This is a genomic window from Burkholderia ambifaria AMMD (genome assembly GCF_000203915.1).
GTDB lineage: Bacteria > Pseudomonadota > Gammaproteobacteria > Burkholderiales > Burkholderiaceae > Burkholderia > Burkholderia ambifaria.
In genome coordinates, this window is the sequence record NC_008392.1 from 901,071 (window position 1) to 919,963 (window position 18,893).

Here is an 18,893-nt window from a genome sequence, read left to right on the forward strand (position 1 = left end):
CGATTGCCGTCGCCGTCGTGTCACGGCCGCCCCTCGCTCGGCACGTCCGACGCCTTGCTGAGCTCGGCCATGATGATGCGCGCGATCTCGTTGGCCGGTGCGCGTCCGTCGGGGCCGGCCCCCGTGTTCGCCCACGTGACGATCGTCGTCTTCGTCGCCGGGTCGTAGCCGGCGAATGTATTGAAGCCCGGTATTTCACCGGTGTGTCCGTAGAACGTACCGAACTTCGCGAGCCCCATGCAGTAGCTGGCCGATGCGGGATTCGACGGATCGATCGGCGTGCAGCTCGCGAGCCGTTGCGCCTGCAGGTCGGCGTTCAGGTAGCCGCCGCCGACCATGCGCTGCACGTACGCACCCAGTTCGGTCGCGGTCGAGATGCCGGAGCCGGCCGTCCATGCCCACGACGTATTGACGGTCGTCACGTTGGCGGGCTGCAGCGTGCCGTTTTTCGCGGCCGCCTGGCGTGCCGGGGACAGCGCGTCGCTGTCGATCGTCTCGGTATTGGTGCCCCATTGATAGCCCTGCGGCGACGGCGCCCGCAGCGCCGTGTTGTCCTGCGGCGGCAGGGCGGTTTCGGTCAGGCCGAGCGGCGCGAACAGCCGCGTCCGGATCGCATCGGCGGCGCTCATGCCGGTGAGCTGCTGGATGATCAGGCCGAGCAGCACGGTGTTCGTGTTCGAGTAGCGGAAATCCGCGCCCGGCGCGAAATAGACGGGCTGGCTCTGCGCGATGCCCAACAGCTCATCGGTGGTCCACACCTTGTTCGGTTGCGCATCCAGCGTCTGGTTGAACGCGAGATTCGTCGAGTAGTTGTAGAGGCCGCTGCGCATGGTCAGCAACTGCTCGATCGTGATCGAGTCGCCGTTCGGCACGTTGGCGACGTACTGGCTGACGTGATCGGTCAGGTGCAGCCTGCCTTCCTGAACGAGTTGCAGGATCACCGTGCCCGTCCACGTCTTCGTCACGCTGCCGACGCGGAAGTGCGCGTTCGTCGGGATCGGCGTATTCGTGCCGCGCACGGCCGTGCCGAACGACGCGAGCCAGTTGCCGTGTGGCGATTGCACATAGACGACGGCGCCGGGCGTCATCGTATCCGCGAGCAATGCGTCGATCTGCGGGCGCGCCTCGGTTGCGAAGGCGGGTTCGCCAGAGCTCACCGAGCTGTCGCCGCCGCAGGAGGAAACCGCGATGCTGACGGCCAGCGCCGGTGCAATCGCCGCCACGCGACGCATCAGCCGCTTGGCGGCGCGCGGGAAAAGCCGGGGAGGAGCAGAAGTCGTCATCGCGTGTTCCCTTCCTGTTCGTGATGTCTTGGTGTCTCCTTGCCATCCCCAGAACTATAGGACACGCATTCACGCGTCGAAGGTGTACGTTGAATTCGTCATACGATACCGACCGCGGTCGACGCCGGCGGCCAGGGCTGCACACTACTGAAAGTGATGCACGTACCGCAACACCATCCGCGTGCCCTGCGGCCGGTTGCGCGCATAGACCTCGAAATACGCGTTGAACATCAGGTGATCCTGCGGCGAGAAGCTGACCATCGCGCCCGGCCCGATCGCCAGCACGGCTTCCCGCGTGCCGGCAACATCCTGACCGTTCGCCTTCATGTCGGTGGTCTGGCGCAGCCAGTAGCCGTTGAGCCCCAGCCGCAGCCCGGGCCGCACTTCATACTCCGTCGCGAAGTTCGCATGAACGGCCTGACCGGCACGCGTCGACGTCACGTCAGGCCCGAGCGCGGTGGCTGGTTCGTGATTGGTCGCATTCCACAAATAGTGCAGCCGCCATGACACGGTCCACTTCGGCGTGACCCAGAACGTCGCGGCCCAGTACGGATCGAACGACCAGAAATGGCTGCCCGGATTGATCGCCCGTGCCGGATCGTAGGCGCCGGTCGGCGCGATGAACTGGAATTCCACGCGCTGCGCGAAGCGCGGGCCGTGCGCACCCATCACCGGATCGAACTGGATGAACGGGCCGACCAGCAGATCGCCGAACCCGGCACGGGAATTCAGCGCGACGTTGCCGATCCCGTCGTTGGTATGCACGGACGCCACCCACGGCAGGATCACGTCGAGCCCCGGATGCATGCCGCCGAACGTCAGCGGCGACTGGTAGACGAGCTGGCTCAGCCCCGCGAACAGGTCGACGTCCTGCTTCGGCAGCCCGACCTTGTTGCCGGCATTGTCGTTGATGCGGCCGGCCGTGTAGTACTCGAGATACTGCGTGCCGTACCAGCCGGCGCCGGCCGGCGGCATCCCGTCGAGGAAGCTGGTCATCCCGAGGTTGACCGCCGGCAGGTCGGTCGCATGGGCCGGCGCGGGGCCGGTCAGGCCGGCGAACACGAGGCCTGCGATCGCAAGCAGGCGAGAGCCGCATTTCATCATCACCATCTCCTGGATATTTATTGGTATTACTTATCAAACGGCGTGAGAAAAATCGGGATGCGCCGAGATCGCGCGATACTGGCCCGCGTGGAACACGAGCGGCGCATGGCCGTTCGTATCGAATGCCTCGATCTGGCCGATGAACAGCAGGTGGTCGCCGCCTTCGTAATGGCCGACGTTGCGGCACACGAAGCGCGCGCTCGTGCCGTCGAGGCAGGGCACGCCGCCGGCGTCGGCGTCCATGTGCGGCACGCCGGCGAACTTGTCGGCGCTCGGCGTCGCGAAACGGCGCGACAGCTCGATCTGGTCGTGCGCGAGGATGTTGATCGCGAAGTGCGTGGCCGCAACGAAATCGGGGCGGCTCGGTGCCACCTTGCGCAGGCTCCACAGCACGAGCGGCGGGTCGAGCGACAGCGACGAGAACGAATTCGCGGTGAGGCCGACCTTGCGCCCGTCCGGCGCGCGCGTGGTGATCACGGTGACGCCGGTCGGAAACTGTCCGAAAGCGGCGCGCAATTGCAGCGGGTCAATGACCGGATCGCAGGAAATGGTGGTGTCCATGTCGCTTACTCCGAACGCTCGGCGTGTTCGCGGATCAGCGCCGCGCAGGCCGACGGCTCGAACCACCACGGCGAGAACTGGCGCGGATCGTCGAAGCCATTGACGATCGTGGCGGCCAGCGTCGGCAATTGGCCGGCCGCGCCGAACAGTTCGAGAATGTGCGGCGGCGGCGGGGTGAGCAGCGAGTTGGTCCAGCGCACGACGTGCTGCGCATACGCCCAGTAGCGTTCGAACGTTTCGTGCATCCAGCCTTCGTCGAACGGCGCGGCTTCGCGCGCGAGGATCGCGTCGCCGTATACCTTCGCGCATTTCGCCGCATTGTTCGAGCCCTGGCCGGTGATCGGATCGTTGACGACCACCGCGTCGGCCATGCCGAACACGGTGCGGCCCGACGGCAGGCGGAAGAACGGCTTGCGCACGGTCGGCGTGAAGCGCCCCGACAGCGTGCCGTTCGCGTCGGTGAGCTCGACGTCGCGGCAGCGTTCGAATTCCCACGGCACGTACTGCTGCAGGAACGACAGGCTGCGGTCGAGATGCTGCTCGGGTGTCTTCACGTCGGCCCAGCAGTCGAGCGGGCCGCCGGGGATGCCTTCGAACACCATGATTTCGCACGGGCCCGTCGTGGTCAGCGCCGGAAACACGAAGTATTCGCCGATGCCCGGCAGCAGGTTGAAGCGCACCCGCGAATACGGCTGGCTCGGCGTCATCCCCTTCACGTAGGTGAGGGCCAGCGCGCGTTGCGGGCGCTCGAACGCGCTGCGCGCGTCGTCTCGGCCCAGCAGGTTGACGATTTCGCCCTTGCCGGCCGCGAGCAGCACGAGATCATGGCTGCGCGCGAGATCCTCGAGTTCCGGCACGCCGACATCGCAGATGCGCACGTCGGCGCCGCGGCGCGCGATCGCGTCGAGCCAGTCGGCCATCTTCACGCGCTGGTCGACCGATTGCGCGTAGCGGGTCAGCCGCGACGACCAGTCGATCGCCTTGAGGCCGTTGCCTTCCGGATGCGGCACCGCGATGCCGATGCCCTCGACGGACGGGCACGCTTCTTCCCAGCTGTTCAGGCCGAGATCGCGCTCGATCTCCAGCGCGGTATGGAACATGCACTGGCTCGACATGACCTTGCCGGAGCGGATCTGTTGCGCGTCGCGGTTGGTCGCGAGCGTGACGTGATAGCCCTGGTCGAGCAGCGTGACGGCGAGTTGCAGGCCGGACTGGCCGGCGCCGACGATAGCGATGCGTTTCATGACGAAATCCTTGGTAGAACGAATGATTTGGGTTGGAATGCGGGCGGTGGAAGCGCTTTGCGGTTACTCCGCGAGGCGCGGAATCGCCGGCACCGCCTGCTCAGGGCCCATCGCGGAATAGCCGCCGTCCACCGCGTAGTCGGCGCCCGTCACGAAGCTCGCGGCGTCGCTGCACAGGAACGTGACGACCTGCGCGACTTCCGACGGATCGCCGACACGACCGAGCAGATGAAACGGCGCGGCCACGCGATCGGTCTTCGCGCGGTCGCCGTGCGTCAGCTCGTCCATCACGCGCGACCACGTCCAGCCGGGCGACACCGAGTTGACACGTATCCGGTCGGCGGAGAGATCCATCGCCATGCTGCGCGTGAGCTGGCGTATCGCGGCCTTCGAGGTCGGGTAGAGCCAGCGGCCGGTCTGCGCGCATTGCGCGGAGATCGAACTGAAGTTCACGATCGCGCCGCCGCCGCGCCGCACCAGGTGCGGATGAACGGCCTTGACCAGCATCGCGGCCGACACGACGTTGACGTCCATCGCCGCGAGCCAGTCGCGGCGCGACGCCTGGATGCCGTTGTCGACGTAGCTGCAGGCGAGGTTGATCAGCAGGTCGATCGCGCCGAAGCGTTCGGCGACGGCCGATACCGCGTGTTCGATCGCGCGGTCGTCGGTGATGTCGGTCGCGATGAACATCCCGCGTTCGCCGAGCGCATCGGCCACGCGCGCACCGTTTTCCGCATCGAGATCGAGGATCGCGACGCATGCGCCGGCGCGGCTCAGGTCCTGCGCGACGGCGGCGCCGATCAGCGTGGCGCCGCCGGTGACGAGCGCGACTTTGCCAGCAAGGGCAGTCATGGGGTGTCTCCTGGAATGATTGAATCAAGGCGGCGCGCGTTCGGCGCGCCGCCTGCGCCTCCTGCCTATCCGCCGTCGCTCACGCGCTGTCGTGCCAGCGCTGCATCAGTCCGTTCGACGGCACGGTTTCGTCGAGCAGCTTGCGCGCCGTTTCGACACCGGCGACGGGCAGCCCGGCCGCGTCGAGCAGGCCGATCTGCACGAGCACGCTCGCCTGATCCCAATAGATGTGTTCGTGATACAGCTTGTCGCCGCGGAACTTGACGATCGCGACGAGCGGAATCTCGACGCGCTTGCCGGTCGGCGCGACGCCGGGCAGCATCCAGTCGATCTCGGTCGTATGCGTGAAGCAGAACAGCAGCTCGTCGACGATCTGGCTCGCGCCGATCGTGCGCGAGATCGGCGTGATCGTCGTGTCCGGCGGGTTTGCATGCACGAAGTGATGCGTGTAGAAGCGCTTGAGCTCGTCGTGGCCGACGCCGCCCGTCAGCGTCGGGATATGGTTCACGTAGGGTTGCGCGACCATCGTGGCCATCGTCGCGTCGACGTTGCGCGTGTCGAACTCGTGGCGCAGATGTGCTTCCCACAGCGTGGACAGGTCGTAGTGCGGGCCGAGCGCCGCTCGGAACGCGGCGATCGCGCGCTGGTGCGCCATGATCGCGGCCGCCTTGTCGAAATGATCGCCGCCGACGCGCGCGAACGCATGATCGACGCCCGGGTATACGTATACCTCGACGCCGTCGCGCCCCGCCAGCGCGGCGGCGATGCGCTGCTGCGCGTCGGGCGGGCAGAAGCGGTCCTGCGCGGGAATCTGCAGCACCAGCCGGCCGCGCAGGTGAGCGGCTTCGTCGAGCGCGTGCTCGATCCCCACGCCGTAATAGCTGACGGCGGCCGCCACGTCCGGCAGCCGGCACGCGGCGAGATACGCGAGCTTGCCGCCCAGGCAGTAGCCGAGCACGCCGGCCCGCCCCGTGCATTCCGGCCGTTGCGTCAGCACGGCCAGCGCGGCGGCGACGTCCTCCACGCCCTTGTTTTCGTCGTACTCGCGGTACAGCGCCATCGCGCGCTCGGCGTCGGCCGCGGTGTAGCCGAGTTCGATGCCGGGCGCCTGGCGCCAGAACAGATCGGGCACGAGCACCGTATAGCCTTCCTCGGCGTAATAATCGGCCACGTCGCGCATCGTCGCGTTCGCGCCGAAGATCTCGTGACACAGCACGATGCCCGGCCCCGTGCCGCCGGCCGGCGTGCTCAGGTACGCGCGAAACGCCCCGCCGTCCGGCGACGGGATCTCGATGTGTCGTCCTTTCATGTGTCCCTCCAATTCGTTCGTGATTTTCATGGCCCCAGTATTGGCGGACGAAACGCGCGCTTCTATCCGCTTTCTTCGGCCGGTATCCGCGAATTCCGGAAACCTGTGGATCGGCCCGCCGCGCCGGGCCGGCACGCGGTGCACTGCGGGTATGTGCGGATGCGGAAGTCCCGCACAGTTTTCTACGATGCGCGAACGGCCCGCTTCTTGCGTGATGGGCGCAGCGCTTGCGTAGTGTAACGACGCGGACTGTCCGGATACGCCGACGCTATCCGGCTCGTGCGACGGGATTCCCCGGAATCGGGATTGCGTGCACGGCGCAAGTGCGATCGGGCACGACGGGAGAACTTCGATGGGGCAATTTGCCGGAACGGGCTGGCTGGGCGACGCCGCCTGTTTCAATCACGACACGCTGCTGCTGCAGTCGAACGATCTCGACGAGGTGCGGGCGCGCGTGGCGGACGTGTTCAAGCCGCATCGGCTTACGTTGACGGGCGACTCGTGCGCGCTGCATAGCCGCATGCACCACGCGCGCTGGGGCAACCTCTCGTTGAATCTGCTCGATTACGGCGGCGAGGTGTCGATCGAACCGGGGCCGCTCGAGCACTTCTATCTGTTGCAGATTCCGCTGCGCGGCGACGCCGAGATCGAATGCGGCACGACGCGTTTCGTGTCGTCGCCCGACACCGCGTCGCTGCTGTCGCCGACGCTGCCGCTCAGGATGCGGTGGGGCGACGCGTGCCCGCAAGTGATCCTGCGCATCGAGCGCGAGGTGATGGAGCGGCATGCGCGGCGGCATTTCGGCGACGACCGGCGCGTGCCGGTCGAGTTCGAGCCGGAATTCAGGCTGTCGTCGCCGCAGGGCGCGTGCCTCGCGCAGATGCTGCCGATGCTCGCCGATGCGATCGCGACCGACGGGCATCCGCTGCGCCATCCGCTCGCGTTCGAGCAGCTCGAATCGACGCTGCTCAACCTGTTGCTGTACGGCCAGCCGAACAGCGCACGCAATGGCGCGCGCGTCGCGCCGGCGCCGCTCGCGCCGTTCTATGTGAGGCGTGTCGAGGAATACATCCGCACGCATGTCGACGAGCCGCTGACGATCGAACGGCTCGCCGAACTCGCGGGCGTGAGCCCGAGCACGCTGTTCGCGGGATTCCGCAATCGCCACGGCATCACGCCGATGGCATTCGTGCGTCAGTTGCGGCTGCAACATGTGCGCGACGAACTGCTCGACGATGCGACACCGGGGCTCGCGTCGGTGACGGACGTCGCGCTGAAATGGGGCTTCGCGCATCTCGGGCGATTCGCGATCGACTACAAGCGTGCTTTCGGGGAATCGCCGTCGGCCACGCTCCGGATGCGGCGCGTGCGCGGTTGACGGTCGCAATGGCGGCGGGATCATCGCGATGATCACGCGCACGGCGCACGGCGCGCGTGCTCGTCGCGGGCGCGTGGGCGCAGATGCACGAGTGGCTGGCGATCGGTGCCGATCTGGCAGAGAAGGATGCATCGCGCCGGCAAGCCTCGCGGCTTGCCGGCGGCATCGCGCGAGGAGCCCGCTTGCTGCAGCGGGCCTCCTCGCGCGTGGGTTCAGAAATGCACGACGGTCCGGATGGACTTGCCTTCGTGCATCAGGTCGAACGCTTCGTTGATGCCGGTGAGCGGCTTCGTGTGCGTGACGAACGGTGCGAGCTGGATCGTGCCGGCCATCGCTTCCTCGACCATGCCCGGCAGTTCGGAGCGGCCCTTCACGCCGCCGAATGCCGTGCCCAGCCAGCGGCGACCAGTGACGAGCTGGAACGGGCGCGTCGAGATTTCCTGGCCGGCGCCCGCGACGCCGATGACGACCGACTGGCCCCAGCCGCGGTGCGCGCATTCGAGCGCGGCGCGCATCACGTTGACGTTGCCGATGCACTCGAAGCTGTGGTCGACGCCCCAGCCGGTCATCCCGACGATCACCTGCTGGATCGGCTCCTGGTAGTCCTTCGGGTTCACGCAGTCGGTGGCGCCGAACACGCGGGCGAGATCGAACTTGCCGGGGTTGGTGTCGATCGCGATGATGCGGCCGGCCTTCGCGAGCTTGGCCCCCTGGATCACCGCGAGACCGATGCCGCCGAGGCCGAATACGGCCACCGTATCGCCCGGCTGCACCTTCGCGGTGTTCTTCACCGCGCCGAGGCCGGTCGTGACGCCGCAGCCCAGCAGGCAGACCTGCTCGGGGTTCGCCTGCGGGTTGATCTTCGCGAGCGAGACTTCGGCGACGACGGTGTATTCGCTGAACGTCGAGCAGCCCATGTAGTGATAGATCGGCTGGCCGTTGTAGCTGAAACGTGTGGTGCCGTCGGGCATCACGCCCTTGCCCTGCGTGGCGCGCACCGACACGCACAGATTGGTCTTGCCGCTCTTGCAGAACAGGCACTCGCCGCATTCGGCGGTGTAGAGCGGAATCACATGGTCGCCGGGCTTGACGCTCGTCACGCCTTCACCGACTTCCACCACGATGCCGGCGCCTTCGTGGCCCAGCACGGCGGGAAAGAGGCCTTCCGGATCGTCGCCCGACAGCGTGAAGGCGTCGGTGTGACAGACGCCCGTGTGAGTGATCTTGACGAGCACTTCGCCCTTGCGGGGCGGCTCGACGTCGATTTCGACGATCTGCAGCGGCTTACCCGCCTCAAACGCAACAGCGGCACGTGATTTCATGGCAATCCTGTTAAAAAAATCATCGAATGGCTCGGACGGCGACGATTCCCTGTCGGTCAGCGCAGGTAGGACCGAACGAGGGTCACGATATCGTCGATCGATCCGGGCGAGGGCCGCGGGGCGTCCGCGAGCTGGGTGAATTCCTCGCGCAAATGGCTTTCGAGCACGCCGGCCATCACGCCGTTGATCGCGCCGCGGATCGCAGCCAGTTGCTGGAGTATCGGACCACAGTCCGCTCCCTCCTCGAGCGCCTGCTCGAGCGCGTTCAGTTGCCCGCGCACACGGCGCACGCGGGTCAGCACGCGTTTCTTTTCTTCGGGGGAATGCGGCATGGGATCGTGGTTTCCGGATACTGGGGGGCAGTATAGAACATTGCCGCGCGGAGGTATACGGAATCATTGACCGCCACGGCCCGACCGGCTTCGGATGGGGCGTGGGCAGGGTGCGGCGGAAGGCTGCACCGCCATGCTTGGCTCTCTGGTCCGTGGCCGGTTTGGACCAACGATGAATTTTTGACGTCGATATGCTGCGTTCACGTTGGATCCGGCCCGGCACCCGCGCTTTGGAATGGGCCCTGGGACAAGCGGGGGGGGAAGTAACGCCGTCCACACGCCGATATCGATTCACGGGTCCGTGACATGAAGTTAGAAATCCTATCGAAATGGTTTAATTCAAGGAAACGATATGCAGATGCAGAATACTGAAAGCGTGATGCAGGGCGACACGACGGATTGGTTGCCGTTGATCGCCCTGTTCATGGTCGGAATCTTTCCGAACGGCGTATTGCTGTGCGCGCCGGCACTCGGCAACCAGCTCGTCAACGAGTTTGCGTTCACCCCCGAACAGCTGGGAAATTTCTTTTCACTGGAGTTTTGCGGGTTCGCGGTCGCCGGCATCCTCGGCACCTACGTGATGCCGAGGGTGAACTGGGTGAAGCTCTTCAACTTCGCGCTGTTCGTCTTCGTCGCCGGCTATCTCGCGTCGATTTTCGTCCTGCCCGATGTCAAGGGGCTCATGGCCGTGCAGGGCGTCACGACGATCTTCGGCGGCTGTTCGATCAGCCTGCTCGGCTTGTCGTTCTCGGGGCGGGTGTCGAGGCCGGCCCGCGGATATGCGATGTTCATCCTCGGCCAGCTGGCGTCGGGCACCGTCGGCCTCCTGGTCCTGCCGATGCTGTTCCAGGCCTATGGCCTGAAAGCATTCTTCGTCGCCGAAGTCCTGCTCGCGTTGTCGATGCTGCCGTTCATCAAGTGGCTCCCGGCCACGCCGCCGTCCGCGAGCGCGGGGAAGACGGTGCAGGCAAAGGTGCCGTTCCACTTGCTGCTGCTCGGGCTCGGCACCGTGACGGCGTTCTACTTCGGGCTGGCCAGCGTCTGGACGTTCGTCGGGCAAATCGGCACCAGCATCCATCTGACGGACGCGAGCATCGGCACCGCGCTGGCGATTTCCACCGTGGCCGGGATGATTGGCTCGGTCGTCGTCGGGGTGCTCAGCGGCCGTGCGCAAGCGGCGCTCCTGATCTCGGCTGGCATGGGCGCGATGCTCCTGTCGTGTTTCGGACTGGTCGACGTGCGCTCGCTCGCGCTGTTCACGCTGTCCGCGATCCTGTTCAAGTTCGCGTGGACGTTCGCGCTTCCGCCGATGCTGGAAGCCATTGCGCAGGCGGACGACAGCAGCCGCTTGCTCGCGTTTTCCAGTTCGGGCATCGGCGTCGGCCTGATGGTCGGCCCCGCGATTGCCGGCTGGATCATCTCGATCAGCAAGGGCTATACGGCGATGCTGCTCGTTTCCGCATTGATGTGCTTGCTGGCGTGGCTCGGTTGCCTGGCACTCGTACGCGTCAATCGACGCACGACGAAGGCCGTCCCGGCGCGGTGATCCGCGCCTCGATGACCGACAGACAAAAATTACCCGATCGTTTGGAGAATCCATGAAGCATAAAACGGCAATGCTGTGCACGTTGTTCTGTGCGGTAACAAACGCGTCCGCGCAGGACAGCGTGACCCTGTACGGCCTGATCGACCAGGGCATCGGCTTCACGAACAACGCCGCCGGCAAGCAGGCGTGGCAGACGCAGAGCGGCTGGACCGCGGGTGACCGTTGGGGGCTCAAGGGCGTCGAATCGCTCGGTGCAGGAAACGCGGCCATCTTTACGCTGGAGAACGGATTTGTGCTCGATTCGGGCCGGGATCTGCCGTCGGGTATGCTGTTCGGGCGCCAGGCGTTCGTTGGCTTGCAGAACACGCAATGGGGCAGCGTGACGTTCGGCCGGCAATACGACTCGATTCAGGATTACCTTGCGCCACTGACTGCCAATGGCCGCGATGGCGGATGGCCGTTCGCGCATCCGTACGACAACGACAATGCGGTCGCGACGTTCCGCTTGAGCAACGCCGTGAAATTCAGTAGCGCGAACTATGGTGGGCTGCAGTTCGGCGGCGTGTACGCGTTCGGCAATACGGCGAGCTTCGCGAACAATCGCAGTTTCAGCCTCGGTATCGCGTACAAACTATCATCGCTGTCGCTCGCGGCTGCGTATCTGCAGGCCGACTCGCCGGGCGCGACGGGCGCTGGCGCCGTATCGTCGACCGATGCCAATTTCGTCGCGCGGCGCCAGCGCGTGTGGGGCGCCGGCGCAAATTATGACTGGGGGCCAGCGACGCTCGGCCTGACCTATACGCACACGGTGTTGAACGATCCGGTTTCTTCCACCTATTTCGGCACGCTGCCGGCCGGCGCAACCTTGCTCCGGTTCGACAACGTCGAGGCAAACGTCAGGTATCAGGTCACGCCGACCGTGGTATTCGCCGCGATGTATGCGTATACGCTCGGCCGGTTCGACGGGGCGTCGGGCGAGGCAACGCCGCGCTGGCATCAGGCCGGCCTGATGCTCGACTACCTGCTATCCAAGCGGACGTTCCTGTATACGCAGGCGGTCTATCAGCATGTGGGCGGCGATGCGGCGGGCACCGTCTTCGGCAACGCGTACATCACCGGGTCGGCGGGCATCTCATCGACCCGCTCGCAGGTGCTTGGCCGCGTCGGTATTCGGACAGTCTTCTGACGTGTCGCGGTTCGTTCGAACCGCAGCGGAAACCCTCGGAGAACGGCATCTGGATGGAAATGCCGGTTCGATCCACTACTTTCCGGCGATATCAGGAGAGTTGCCGGGCCAGCGGGATGACCGATCGGTCCGGGAAAACAACGAAGCCGACGACGCCTGTCGTCGGCTGTCATTACACGATCGACACGATCGCGCTTGGCACGAACGCTAACGCGCCACATGCACCGGCGGCCGCCGGGTCGCCCACGGACGCGCCTGTTCGAGCTGGGCGGCCAGTTGCAGCAGCGTGGCTTCCTGCCCGTAGCGACCGGCGAAGTGCACCCCGACCGGCAGCCCGCTTTCCGTCACGTGCAGCGGCAGCGACATGGCCGGTTGCCCCGTGATGTTGAAGACCGGCGTGAACGGAATATAGGAGAACACCTGCTTCGTCCATTCGAACGCGGCGATGCCCGCGCGATCCTGGTTCAGCTCGCCCAGCGGCCGGGGCAGCCTGGCCAGGGTGGGCGTCAGGAAGACATCGACGGTTTCGAAGAACGCGCCGACCTGCCGGCAGACCGCGTTGTGCTGGCCCAGCGCACCGATCAGGTCGGTGGCCTTGAAGTTTTTCCCTTCTTCGTACGACGCGAGCGTCGCGGCCTCGAGATTGTGCGGGCCGGGCGTGCGACCGGTCGCCAGCGCGAGCTGCTGCGCGCTTGCCGCGATGAAGCTCATCCACACGACGTGCGTCGCATCGAGGAACTGCTCCCAATCGTAGACGGGCGCATCCTCGACCACGATGTGACCGAGTTCCTCGAGCAAGCGGACGGTCCGATGCACGGCCTGCATGCAGTCGGCGTCGGGAAGCTCGCCGGATCCCGTCTTCGTCGACCACGCGATGCGCAGCGGCCGCGGCGGTTTTGTCATGGCGGTGGCGTACGGCTCCAGTTGCGGCAGCGGATGTCCGGGCGCACCGACGTCGGCGCCCGACACCGCATCGAGCAGGGCGGCCGCGTCGCGTACCGTGCGGGTCAGCGCAAACTCCGAGATTGCGCCGAATACGAGTTCCGCACCGTGGTTCGGCCCCCAGGGCGTCCGGAAGCGGCTCGGCTTGAGGCCGACCAGCCCGTTGCACGACGCCGGAATCCGGATCGAGCCGCCGCCGTCGTTGCCGTGCGCGACGGGTACGATGCCCGCGGCGACGGCAGCGCCCGCACCGCCGCTCGAGCCGCCGGCGCTACGCGTGAGATCCCACGGGTTGCGCACCGCGCCGTGCAGCCGTGGTTCTGTCGACGGGCTGTACGCGAACTCCGACGTCTGCGTCGTGCCCGCCAGCACGAGGCCGCATTGCCGGAATCGCGTCATCAGTTCGGAGTCGGCCGGTGCAACGAGCCCTCTCGCGAGACCGGAGCCCATCTCGCACTTCACGTCCTTCGCCTGCAGCACCGCTTCCTTGATCAGGAAGGGCACGCCCGAGAACGGGCCCGCGGGAATCCCGGCCGACACGGTGCCGGTTGCCTGCTCGCGCAGGACCTGCAGCACGGCGTTGATGGCCGGGTTGACCTTGTCGATGGCGGCGAACGCGGTGTCCAGCAGCTCTTGCGGCGTGACGTCCTTTTTGGCGACGAGCCCGGCCAGGCCCAGGCCGTCATACCGTGCATACTCTTCCAGGGAAATCATGGGGGTGTCCTGTCGTCAGATTGAATAGCCAGGGCGAACCGCGAGGCCGTCCGCCGGCCTCCCGGGATCACCACGTCACGGCCGTCCGTCGGTTCATCGTCGATGCCGCGCCGGCCGCGTTTCGTACGGCGCGGGCCATACGAGCGCCGCGCCGTAAACGACGAAAACGGCCTTGACGCTTGCAGCAAGACGGTCGATTGTTTTATCCAGCCACATGGCTCCTCCGCTCGAACGCGATGACGATCGGGTCGTCGTGACGTGAGTGATCGCCGGCAGGCGATGTGTCGGCACCGGCGATCGAGCAGGCGTGCGCCGGCCGCTTCGTCGGTCCGAGACCACTATAAGCAGGCAAAAGCGGGCGTTGTGGGACCAAGCCGGCGTGGATCGAAGGTGCCAAGTCGGGGGGATGCCGGGGGCGCGACAATCGCGATCGCGAGCCGCGGCGACATAGGGGCAACCGAGTGTTTGGCGAGTGTTTGCGGCGCAGTAAGATCGGGCGGGCGGCAGCGCGTGGTACACGACGGGCGTGACGAGCGCGGCCGCTTTCTTTGCGTTCGAGAGGATCCCTAGCGGTGGAGAAGCCATCAAGCCGAAGCAGAAAAAGTTTGAGCGTCCTGTTTACGCTGGACGGCAAAGGGGTGCTGGTCGACCAGCTGGTTAGAGCATTGCGCATCGAGATCGCGAAGGCACAACCTGGCACGCGACTGCCGCCGACGCGCGATCTGGCGAAAGAACTCGGCGTCTCCCGAAACACCGTCACGACGGCTTACAGCGAGCTTGTGAACGAAGGGTGCATCGTTAGCCGCTTCGGCGCTGGATCGGTCGTTGCGGAGCGCCTCGCCGGCAAGCCGGCAGCGGCAGCTCCCACGACGCATGCAGCGACGCCCGCTCCGGTGCTGTCCCATTTCGCGAGACGCCTGCGGAGTCTCGAACCGTCGCCGATCCTCGAGCGGCCGGAGCTGAAATACGACTTCAGGTACGGCCTGCCGGTGACGGACGACTTTCCGTTTTCGAAGTGGTCGCGGATCGTCGCGCGGCGCGCGACCGTCAGCGCCACATCCAATATCGGCTATGGCCATCCGGGCGGCTATCCGGCGCTGCGCACCGAGATCGCCGAGTATCTGGCGCGGGCCCGCGGAATCCAGTGCCGGCCGGACGATATCGTCATCACGAACGGTTCACAGCAGGCGCTCGACCTGATCGCGCGGCTGCTGATCGATCCGGAGGACGGCGTGGTCATCGAGGAGCCGCATTTCGAAGGCGCGCGGGAGGCATTCGCCGCGGCCGGCGCACGGATCATCGCGGTGCCCGTCGACAAGGACGGCCTGCAGACCGCGAAGTTACCGGGCGCTTCCGCGCACTGCCGGGCCGTCTATGTGACGCCGTCGCATCAGTTTCCGACCGGCGCGATCCTTTCCGCGACGCGGCGCCGCGAACTGCTCGACTGGGCCGGCGAACACAATGCGTTCGTCGTCGAGGACGACTACGACGCGGAGCTACGCTACGACGTGCGGCCGCAAGCGTCGATCAAGGCCGTGGACAGCGGCGACCGTGTCATCTACGTGGGGACGATGTCGAAGGTGCTTTTCCCGTCGCTTCGGATCGGCTACATCGTCAGTCCGAGGCACCTGCTGCCCAGTCTGCTGGCCGCGAAACACGTCTGTGACCGGCAGACGCCGCTGCTGTTGCAGTCGTCGCTGAGCGACTTCATCTCGCAAGGCCATTTCGACCGCTACCTGGTCGAGCAGAAGCGCCTCTGCGGCCGCAAGCGTGCCGCGTTCATGCGCGCGGTGGACGAATGCCTGGGCGAGCACGTCACGGTGCAGGGCATCAGCGCGGGCATCCATGCGCTGGTCTGGCTCAACAAGCGCACGTCCTGCGACGTTCCGAAGCTGATCGACGCGGCCGCGCAGGCCGGCGTCGGCATCTATCCGGTGACGCCGTATTTCCTCCACGCGCCCCGAAAGGCCGGACTACTGCTCGGCTATGCGTCGATGGAAGAGGCGCTCATCCGCGAAGGCATCGAACGTCTGGCGCGCGTGGTGCGCGGCTGATCGGCGGGCCGGCCCGGTTTCGTCCGCGGCACCGGCCGGCATTCGACTTGGCTCCTTCGAATTCACCGCCTTTGGACCGTCAGCGGGCTTTTTTGCCTGCCTATATTGGGCCGTCCGTCACTCGCAAACCGCACACGCCGGTTCGAGCGACGAGCGACTGCCCGTCAATCCAATCACCAGGAGCCCGTAATATGTCTGTCTATCTGAGCATGCAGCGAGTGCGTTTCTCCAGCCCCGATGGTTACGAGAAGTTCAAGATGGTGTTCGCGGACGTGCGCAACCACCTGAAGGAAGTCCCGGGATTCATGCACCTGACGTGGTGGGTGCATGCGGACGATCCCGCCTGGTTCAACGAAGTCAGCTTCTGGACCAGCTTCGATGCGCTGCGCGACTGGCATGCGAACGTGTATCACAAGCATGCGAAGGAATGGGCGGTCCGCACCGGCGCGATCATGGAAGACATCATCACCAATTTCGAGCTGAAGAACACGCGCCTCATCCGCGTCTGCCCGTGCTGCGGGACCGCCGATGACAGCCCGTATCCGCTCGAGCGGGAGCAGGAAGTGCTTGGACAGCCGTGCGGGCAATGCGGATTCAACTTTCCCGTGACGTCCGAAAACACGGCAAGCACGGCGCTATACAAGGACGTCGGCGTCTGACGCTCGAAGTTTCGGTGAAGACCGCGGGCCGGTTTCAATGTGGTCCGCGTGCGGCGCCTGCCGGATCGGTGCATTTCCTGCGCGCATGGCTCACCGTACACCGTCAGATCAATAGCGTCAGCGTGCGGAACAGCGCGAGATCCTCCTTTCGCGCCGAGCGCGCATGCCGCCGGATCGTCTGCAGCAGGCAGTCGATGAAGCAGCGCGCGGCGTCGCTCAGCGTGCTGCTGCGACGCGTGACGATGCCGAGTTCGCTCGGCTCGAAGGTTTCCTTCAGCGACAGCACGCGCATCCGCTCGCCGAACGGCGGCACGGCCGCGAGGATGGTCGGGCACCACGTGCACATGCCGGCCTGTTCGAGCATGGTTTGCAGCATCGCGACCGACTGCGCGCGCACGATGCGCCGTTCGTCGATCTGCGCGCCGTGCCGCGTGAACAGGTAGTCGACGAGCGCGGCCTGACCGTCGGGCGACGAATTCAGCACCCAGTCGCAATCGAGCAGGTCGTGCACCGACTTCGCGCGTTCGCGCGGATGGCCGGCGCGCACCATCACCGACGTGTCGTAGCGCAGCAGCGGCTCGAATGCGAATTCCTGCGCGCCGCTGCCGGGCTGTACGTGGCCGAGCGCGAAATCCATGCTGCCGTCGCGCAGCAGCGGTTGCGCGACGGCCATCAGCGCTTCGTACAGCTCGAGGCGCACGTCGGGCATCCGTTCGCGAAACCGCAGCACGGTTTCCGCGAGGAACGTCATCGTCAGCCACGGCGTGACGCCGACGCTCAGCCGGCCCTCGACGCGCCCGCGCATCCGCTCGAGATCGCTCTGCGCGTGCTCCAGTTGCTTGAGCACGAGCTTCGCGTGCGTGAGCAGGGTCTTCCCGTACTCGGTGAAGCCGATGCCTTCCGGCGCGCGCACCAGCAACGGCAGGCGCTCGCTGGCCTCCAGCTCGCGCAGCGCGCGCGTGACGGCCGCCTGCGACAGCCCGAGCGTGCGCGCCGCGCCGCGGATGCTGCCGGCCTCCGCGCTCGCGACGAGCGCCTGCAACTGATGCAGCTTGATCGTGCTCATGGTTTTGATGGAGCTGAGGGTGCGATGCCCGACAACGAAAGGTTGTCATCATAACGAAACTGCGGCTGTTCGCCGGTTTTTTCGCTGCCTACGATTTCGCCACGATCTGCCATTCCGGCGATCGGCAACCGGCACGCATCGAGGAGTATCAGGATTGGATCGAGCACGCATTCCGCCTGAAATGGCGGCCATCGAGACCGAGATGATCGCGCTGCGCCATCGGCTGCACGCGCATCCTGAGCTCGGTTTCGAAGAAGAGGCCACGAGCGCGCTCGTTGCCGACTGCCTGACAACATGGGGTTATCGGGTCACGCGCGGCCTCGGCGGCACCGGCGTGGTCGGCACGCTCACGCGCGGCGCCGGCAAGCGGCTCGGGCTGCGCGCGGACATGGACGCGCTGCCGATCCGCGAGACGACCGGGCTCCCGCATGCGAGCCGCCGCGACGGCGTGATGCACGCGTGCGGCCACGACGGCCACACGGCGATGCTGCTCGCGGCGGCCCGGTGTCTGGCCCAGCGCGAGCGCTTCAGCGGCACGCTGAACCTGATTTTCCAGCCGGCGGAGGAAGGGCTCGGTGGCGCGAAGCGGATGCTCGACGACGGGCTGTTCACGCAGTTCCCGTGCGATGCCGTATTCGCAATGCATAACGTGCCGGGGCTGCCGGCCGGCGTGCTCGGCTTCTGCGACGGCCCGGCGATGGCGTCGGCCGACGAAGTGCGCGTGCGGGTGATCGGGCGCGGCGGCCATGGCGCGGCGCCGCACACGACGATCGATCCGGTGGTTGTCTGTGCATCGATCGTGATGGCGCTGCAGACGGTCGTGTCGCGCAACGTGAATCCGCAGGAGCTGGCCATCGTGTCGACGGGCTCGATCCACGCGGGCACTGCATCGAACGTGATTCCGCCGCATGCGGATCTCGAACTGAGCGTGCGTGCGCTGTCGCCGGACGTGCGCGCGCTGCTGGAGCGGCGCATTCGCGCGATCGTGCAAGGTCAGGCCGACAGCTATGGCGCGACGGCCGAGATCGACTATCGCCACGGTTATCCGGTGCTCGTCAATCACGCGGCGGAAACGGCGTTCGCCCGTGACGTGGCGCGCGAATGGGGCGGCGACGACGCGCTGATTCCGCATCTGCGGCCGATCGCGGCGAGCGAGGATTTCGCATTCATGCTCGACGCGTGCCCGGGCAGCTACCTGTCGATCGGCAACGGCGACGGCGCGGCTGGCTGCGGGCTGCACAATCCGGGCTACGACTTCAACGACGCGTGCCTCGCGACCGGCGCGAGCTACTGGATCGCGCTCGCCGAGCGTTATCTCGCGTGACGCGCACACACGAATTT

Annotated in this window: 17 protein-coding genes; 6 read left to right on the plus strand and 11 right to left on the minus strand. The window is 66.3% G+C overall.

Annotation, left to right across the window (positions count from 1 at the left end; genetic code table 11):
• Positions 1-20: 20 nt before the first annotated feature.
• The 6 genes from BAMB_RS31400 to BAMB_RS31425 all read right to left on the minus strand — a co-directional run bounded on the left by BAMB_RS31400 (position 21) and on the right by BAMB_RS31425 (position 6,353).
• Entirely contained in the window at positions 21-1,283 is a 1,263-nt protein-coding gene (locus BAMB_RS31400) for a serine hydrolase domain-containing protein (RefSeq protein ID WP_011661177.1), read from the minus strand.
• Positions 1,284-1,427: 144 nt separating this feature from the next.
• Entirely contained in the window at positions 1,428-2,387 is a 960-nt protein-coding gene (locus BAMB_RS31405; protein WP_011661178.1) for a SphA family protein, read from the minus strand.
• A gap of 33 nt (positions 2,388-2,420) precedes the next feature.
• The gene (locus BAMB_RS35735) at positions 2,421-2,948 is read right to left on the minus strand and encodes a flavin reductase family protein (protein ID WP_011661179.1); all 528 of its coding nucleotides are present in this window, start codon (positions 2,946-2,948) and stop codon (positions 2,421-2,423) included.
• A 5-nt stretch (positions 2,949-2,953) separates the two neighbouring features.
• Positions 2,954-4,192, minus strand: coding sequence for a styrene monooxygenase/indole monooxygenase family protein (locus BAMB_RS31415; RefSeq protein ID WP_011661180.1), 1,239 nt, complete (start codon positions 4,190-4,192; stop codon positions 2,954-2,956).
• A gap of 63 nt (positions 4,193-4,255) precedes the next feature.
• A complete protein-coding gene (locus tag BAMB_RS31420) occupies positions 4,256-5,044 on the minus strand; it encodes an SDR family oxidoreductase (protein ID WP_011661181.1) in 789 nt (262 codons plus the stop codon).
• Between the two features lie 79 nt (positions 5,045-5,123).
• Entirely contained in the window at positions 5,124-6,353 is a 1,230-nt protein-coding gene (locus tag BAMB_RS31425; protein WP_011661182.1) for a dienelactone hydrolase family protein, read from the minus strand.
• Positions 6,354-6,705: 352 nt separating this feature from the next.
• On the opposite strand from BAMB_RS31425, the gene BAMB_RS31430 reads away from it, so the two are divergent.
• The gene (locus BAMB_RS31430) at positions 6,706-7,731 is read left to right on the plus strand and encodes an AraC family transcriptional regulator (protein WP_011661183.1); all 1,026 of its coding nucleotides are present in this window, start codon (positions 6,706-6,708) and stop codon (positions 7,729-7,731) included.
• 212 nt (positions 7,732-7,943) lie between these two features.
• On the opposite strand, the gene BAMB_RS31435 is transcribed toward BAMB_RS31430, so the two are convergent.
• Positions 7,944-9,053 carry an S-(hydroxymethyl)glutathione dehydrogenase/class III alcohol dehydrogenase gene (locus tag BAMB_RS31435; RefSeq protein ID WP_006753041.1) on the minus strand — a complete coding sequence of 370 codons (1,110 nt, stop codon included), beginning with the start codon at positions 9,051-9,053 and terminating at the stop codon, positions 7,944-7,946.
• Positions 9,054-9,109: 56 nt separating this feature from the next.
• Entirely contained in the window at positions 9,110-9,385 is a 276-nt protein-coding gene (gene frmR / locus BAMB_RS31440; protein ID WP_011661184.1) for a formaldehyde-responsive transcriptional repressor FrmR, read from the minus strand.
• Between the two features lie 358 nt (positions 9,386-9,743).
• Here frmR and BAMB_RS31445 point away from each other — a divergent pair, with 358 nt between their 5' ends.
• Together BAMB_RS31445 and BAMB_RS31450 are read left to right on the plus strand one after the other, a co-directional pair.
• Positions 9,744-10,931, plus strand: a complete 1,188-nt coding sequence (locus BAMB_RS31445) for an MFS transporter (RefSeq protein ID WP_127456129.1) — start codon at positions 9,744-9,746, stop codon at positions 10,929-10,931.
• A 52-nt stretch (positions 10,932-10,983) separates the two neighbouring features.
• A complete protein-coding gene (locus tag BAMB_RS31450) occupies positions 10,984-12,117 on the plus strand; it encodes a porin (protein WP_011661186.1) in 1,134 nt (377 codons plus the stop codon).
• Between the two features lie 207 nt (positions 12,118-12,324).
• Here BAMB_RS31450 and BAMB_RS31455 read toward each other — a convergent pair whose 3' ends face one another.
• Positions 12,325-13,773, minus strand: a complete 1,449-nt coding sequence (locus tag BAMB_RS31455; RefSeq protein WP_011661187.1) for an amidase — start codon at positions 13,771-13,773, stop codon at positions 12,325-12,327.
• Positions 13,774-14,378: 605 nt separating this feature from the next.
• On the opposite strand from BAMB_RS31455, the gene pdxR reads away from it, so the two are divergent.
• Both pdxR and BAMB_RS31465 read left to right on the plus strand, forming a co-directional pair.
• Entirely contained in the window at positions 14,379-15,827 is a 1,449-nt protein-coding gene (pdxR, locus tag BAMB_RS31460) for a MocR-like pyridoxine biosynthesis transcription factor PdxR (RefSeq protein ID WP_158380554.1), read from the plus strand.
• Between the two features lie 191 nt (positions 15,828-16,018).
• The gene (locus BAMB_RS31465) at positions 16,019-16,486 is read left to right on the plus strand and encodes an antibiotic biosynthesis monooxygenase family protein (RefSeq protein ID WP_011661189.1); all 468 of its coding nucleotides are present in this window, start codon (positions 16,019-16,021) and stop codon (positions 16,484-16,486) included.
• Positions 16,487-16,589: 103 nt separating this feature from the next.
• On the opposite strand, the gene BAMB_RS31470 is transcribed toward BAMB_RS31465, so the two are convergent.
• Both BAMB_RS31470 and BAMB_RS35740 read right to left on the minus strand, forming a co-directional pair.
• Positions 16,590-17,552 (minus strand): LysR substrate-binding domain-containing protein, encoded by a 963-nt coding sequence (locus tag BAMB_RS31470; RefSeq protein ID WP_011661190.1) that lies wholly within the window; start codon positions 17,550-17,552, stop codon positions 16,590-16,592.
• The gene (locus tag BAMB_RS35740; RefSeq protein WP_158380555.1) at positions 17,549-17,719 is read right to left on the minus strand and encodes a hypothetical protein; all 171 of its coding nucleotides are present in this window, start codon (positions 17,717-17,719) and stop codon (positions 17,549-17,551) included. The genes BAMB_RS31470 and BAMB_RS35740 overlap by 4 nt, the downstream gene beginning before the upstream one ends.
• Between BAMB_RS35740 and BAMB_RS31475 the strand changes: the two genes are divergently transcribed.
• Positions 17,707-18,876 carry a M20 aminoacylase family protein gene (locus BAMB_RS31475; RefSeq protein ID WP_041491812.1) on the plus strand — a complete coding sequence of 390 codons (1,170 nt, stop codon included), beginning with the start codon at positions 17,707-17,709 and terminating at the stop codon, positions 18,874-18,876. The genes BAMB_RS35740 and BAMB_RS31475 overlap by 13 nt on opposite strands.
• The last annotated feature ends 17 nt before the right edge of the window (positions 18,877-18,893 follow it).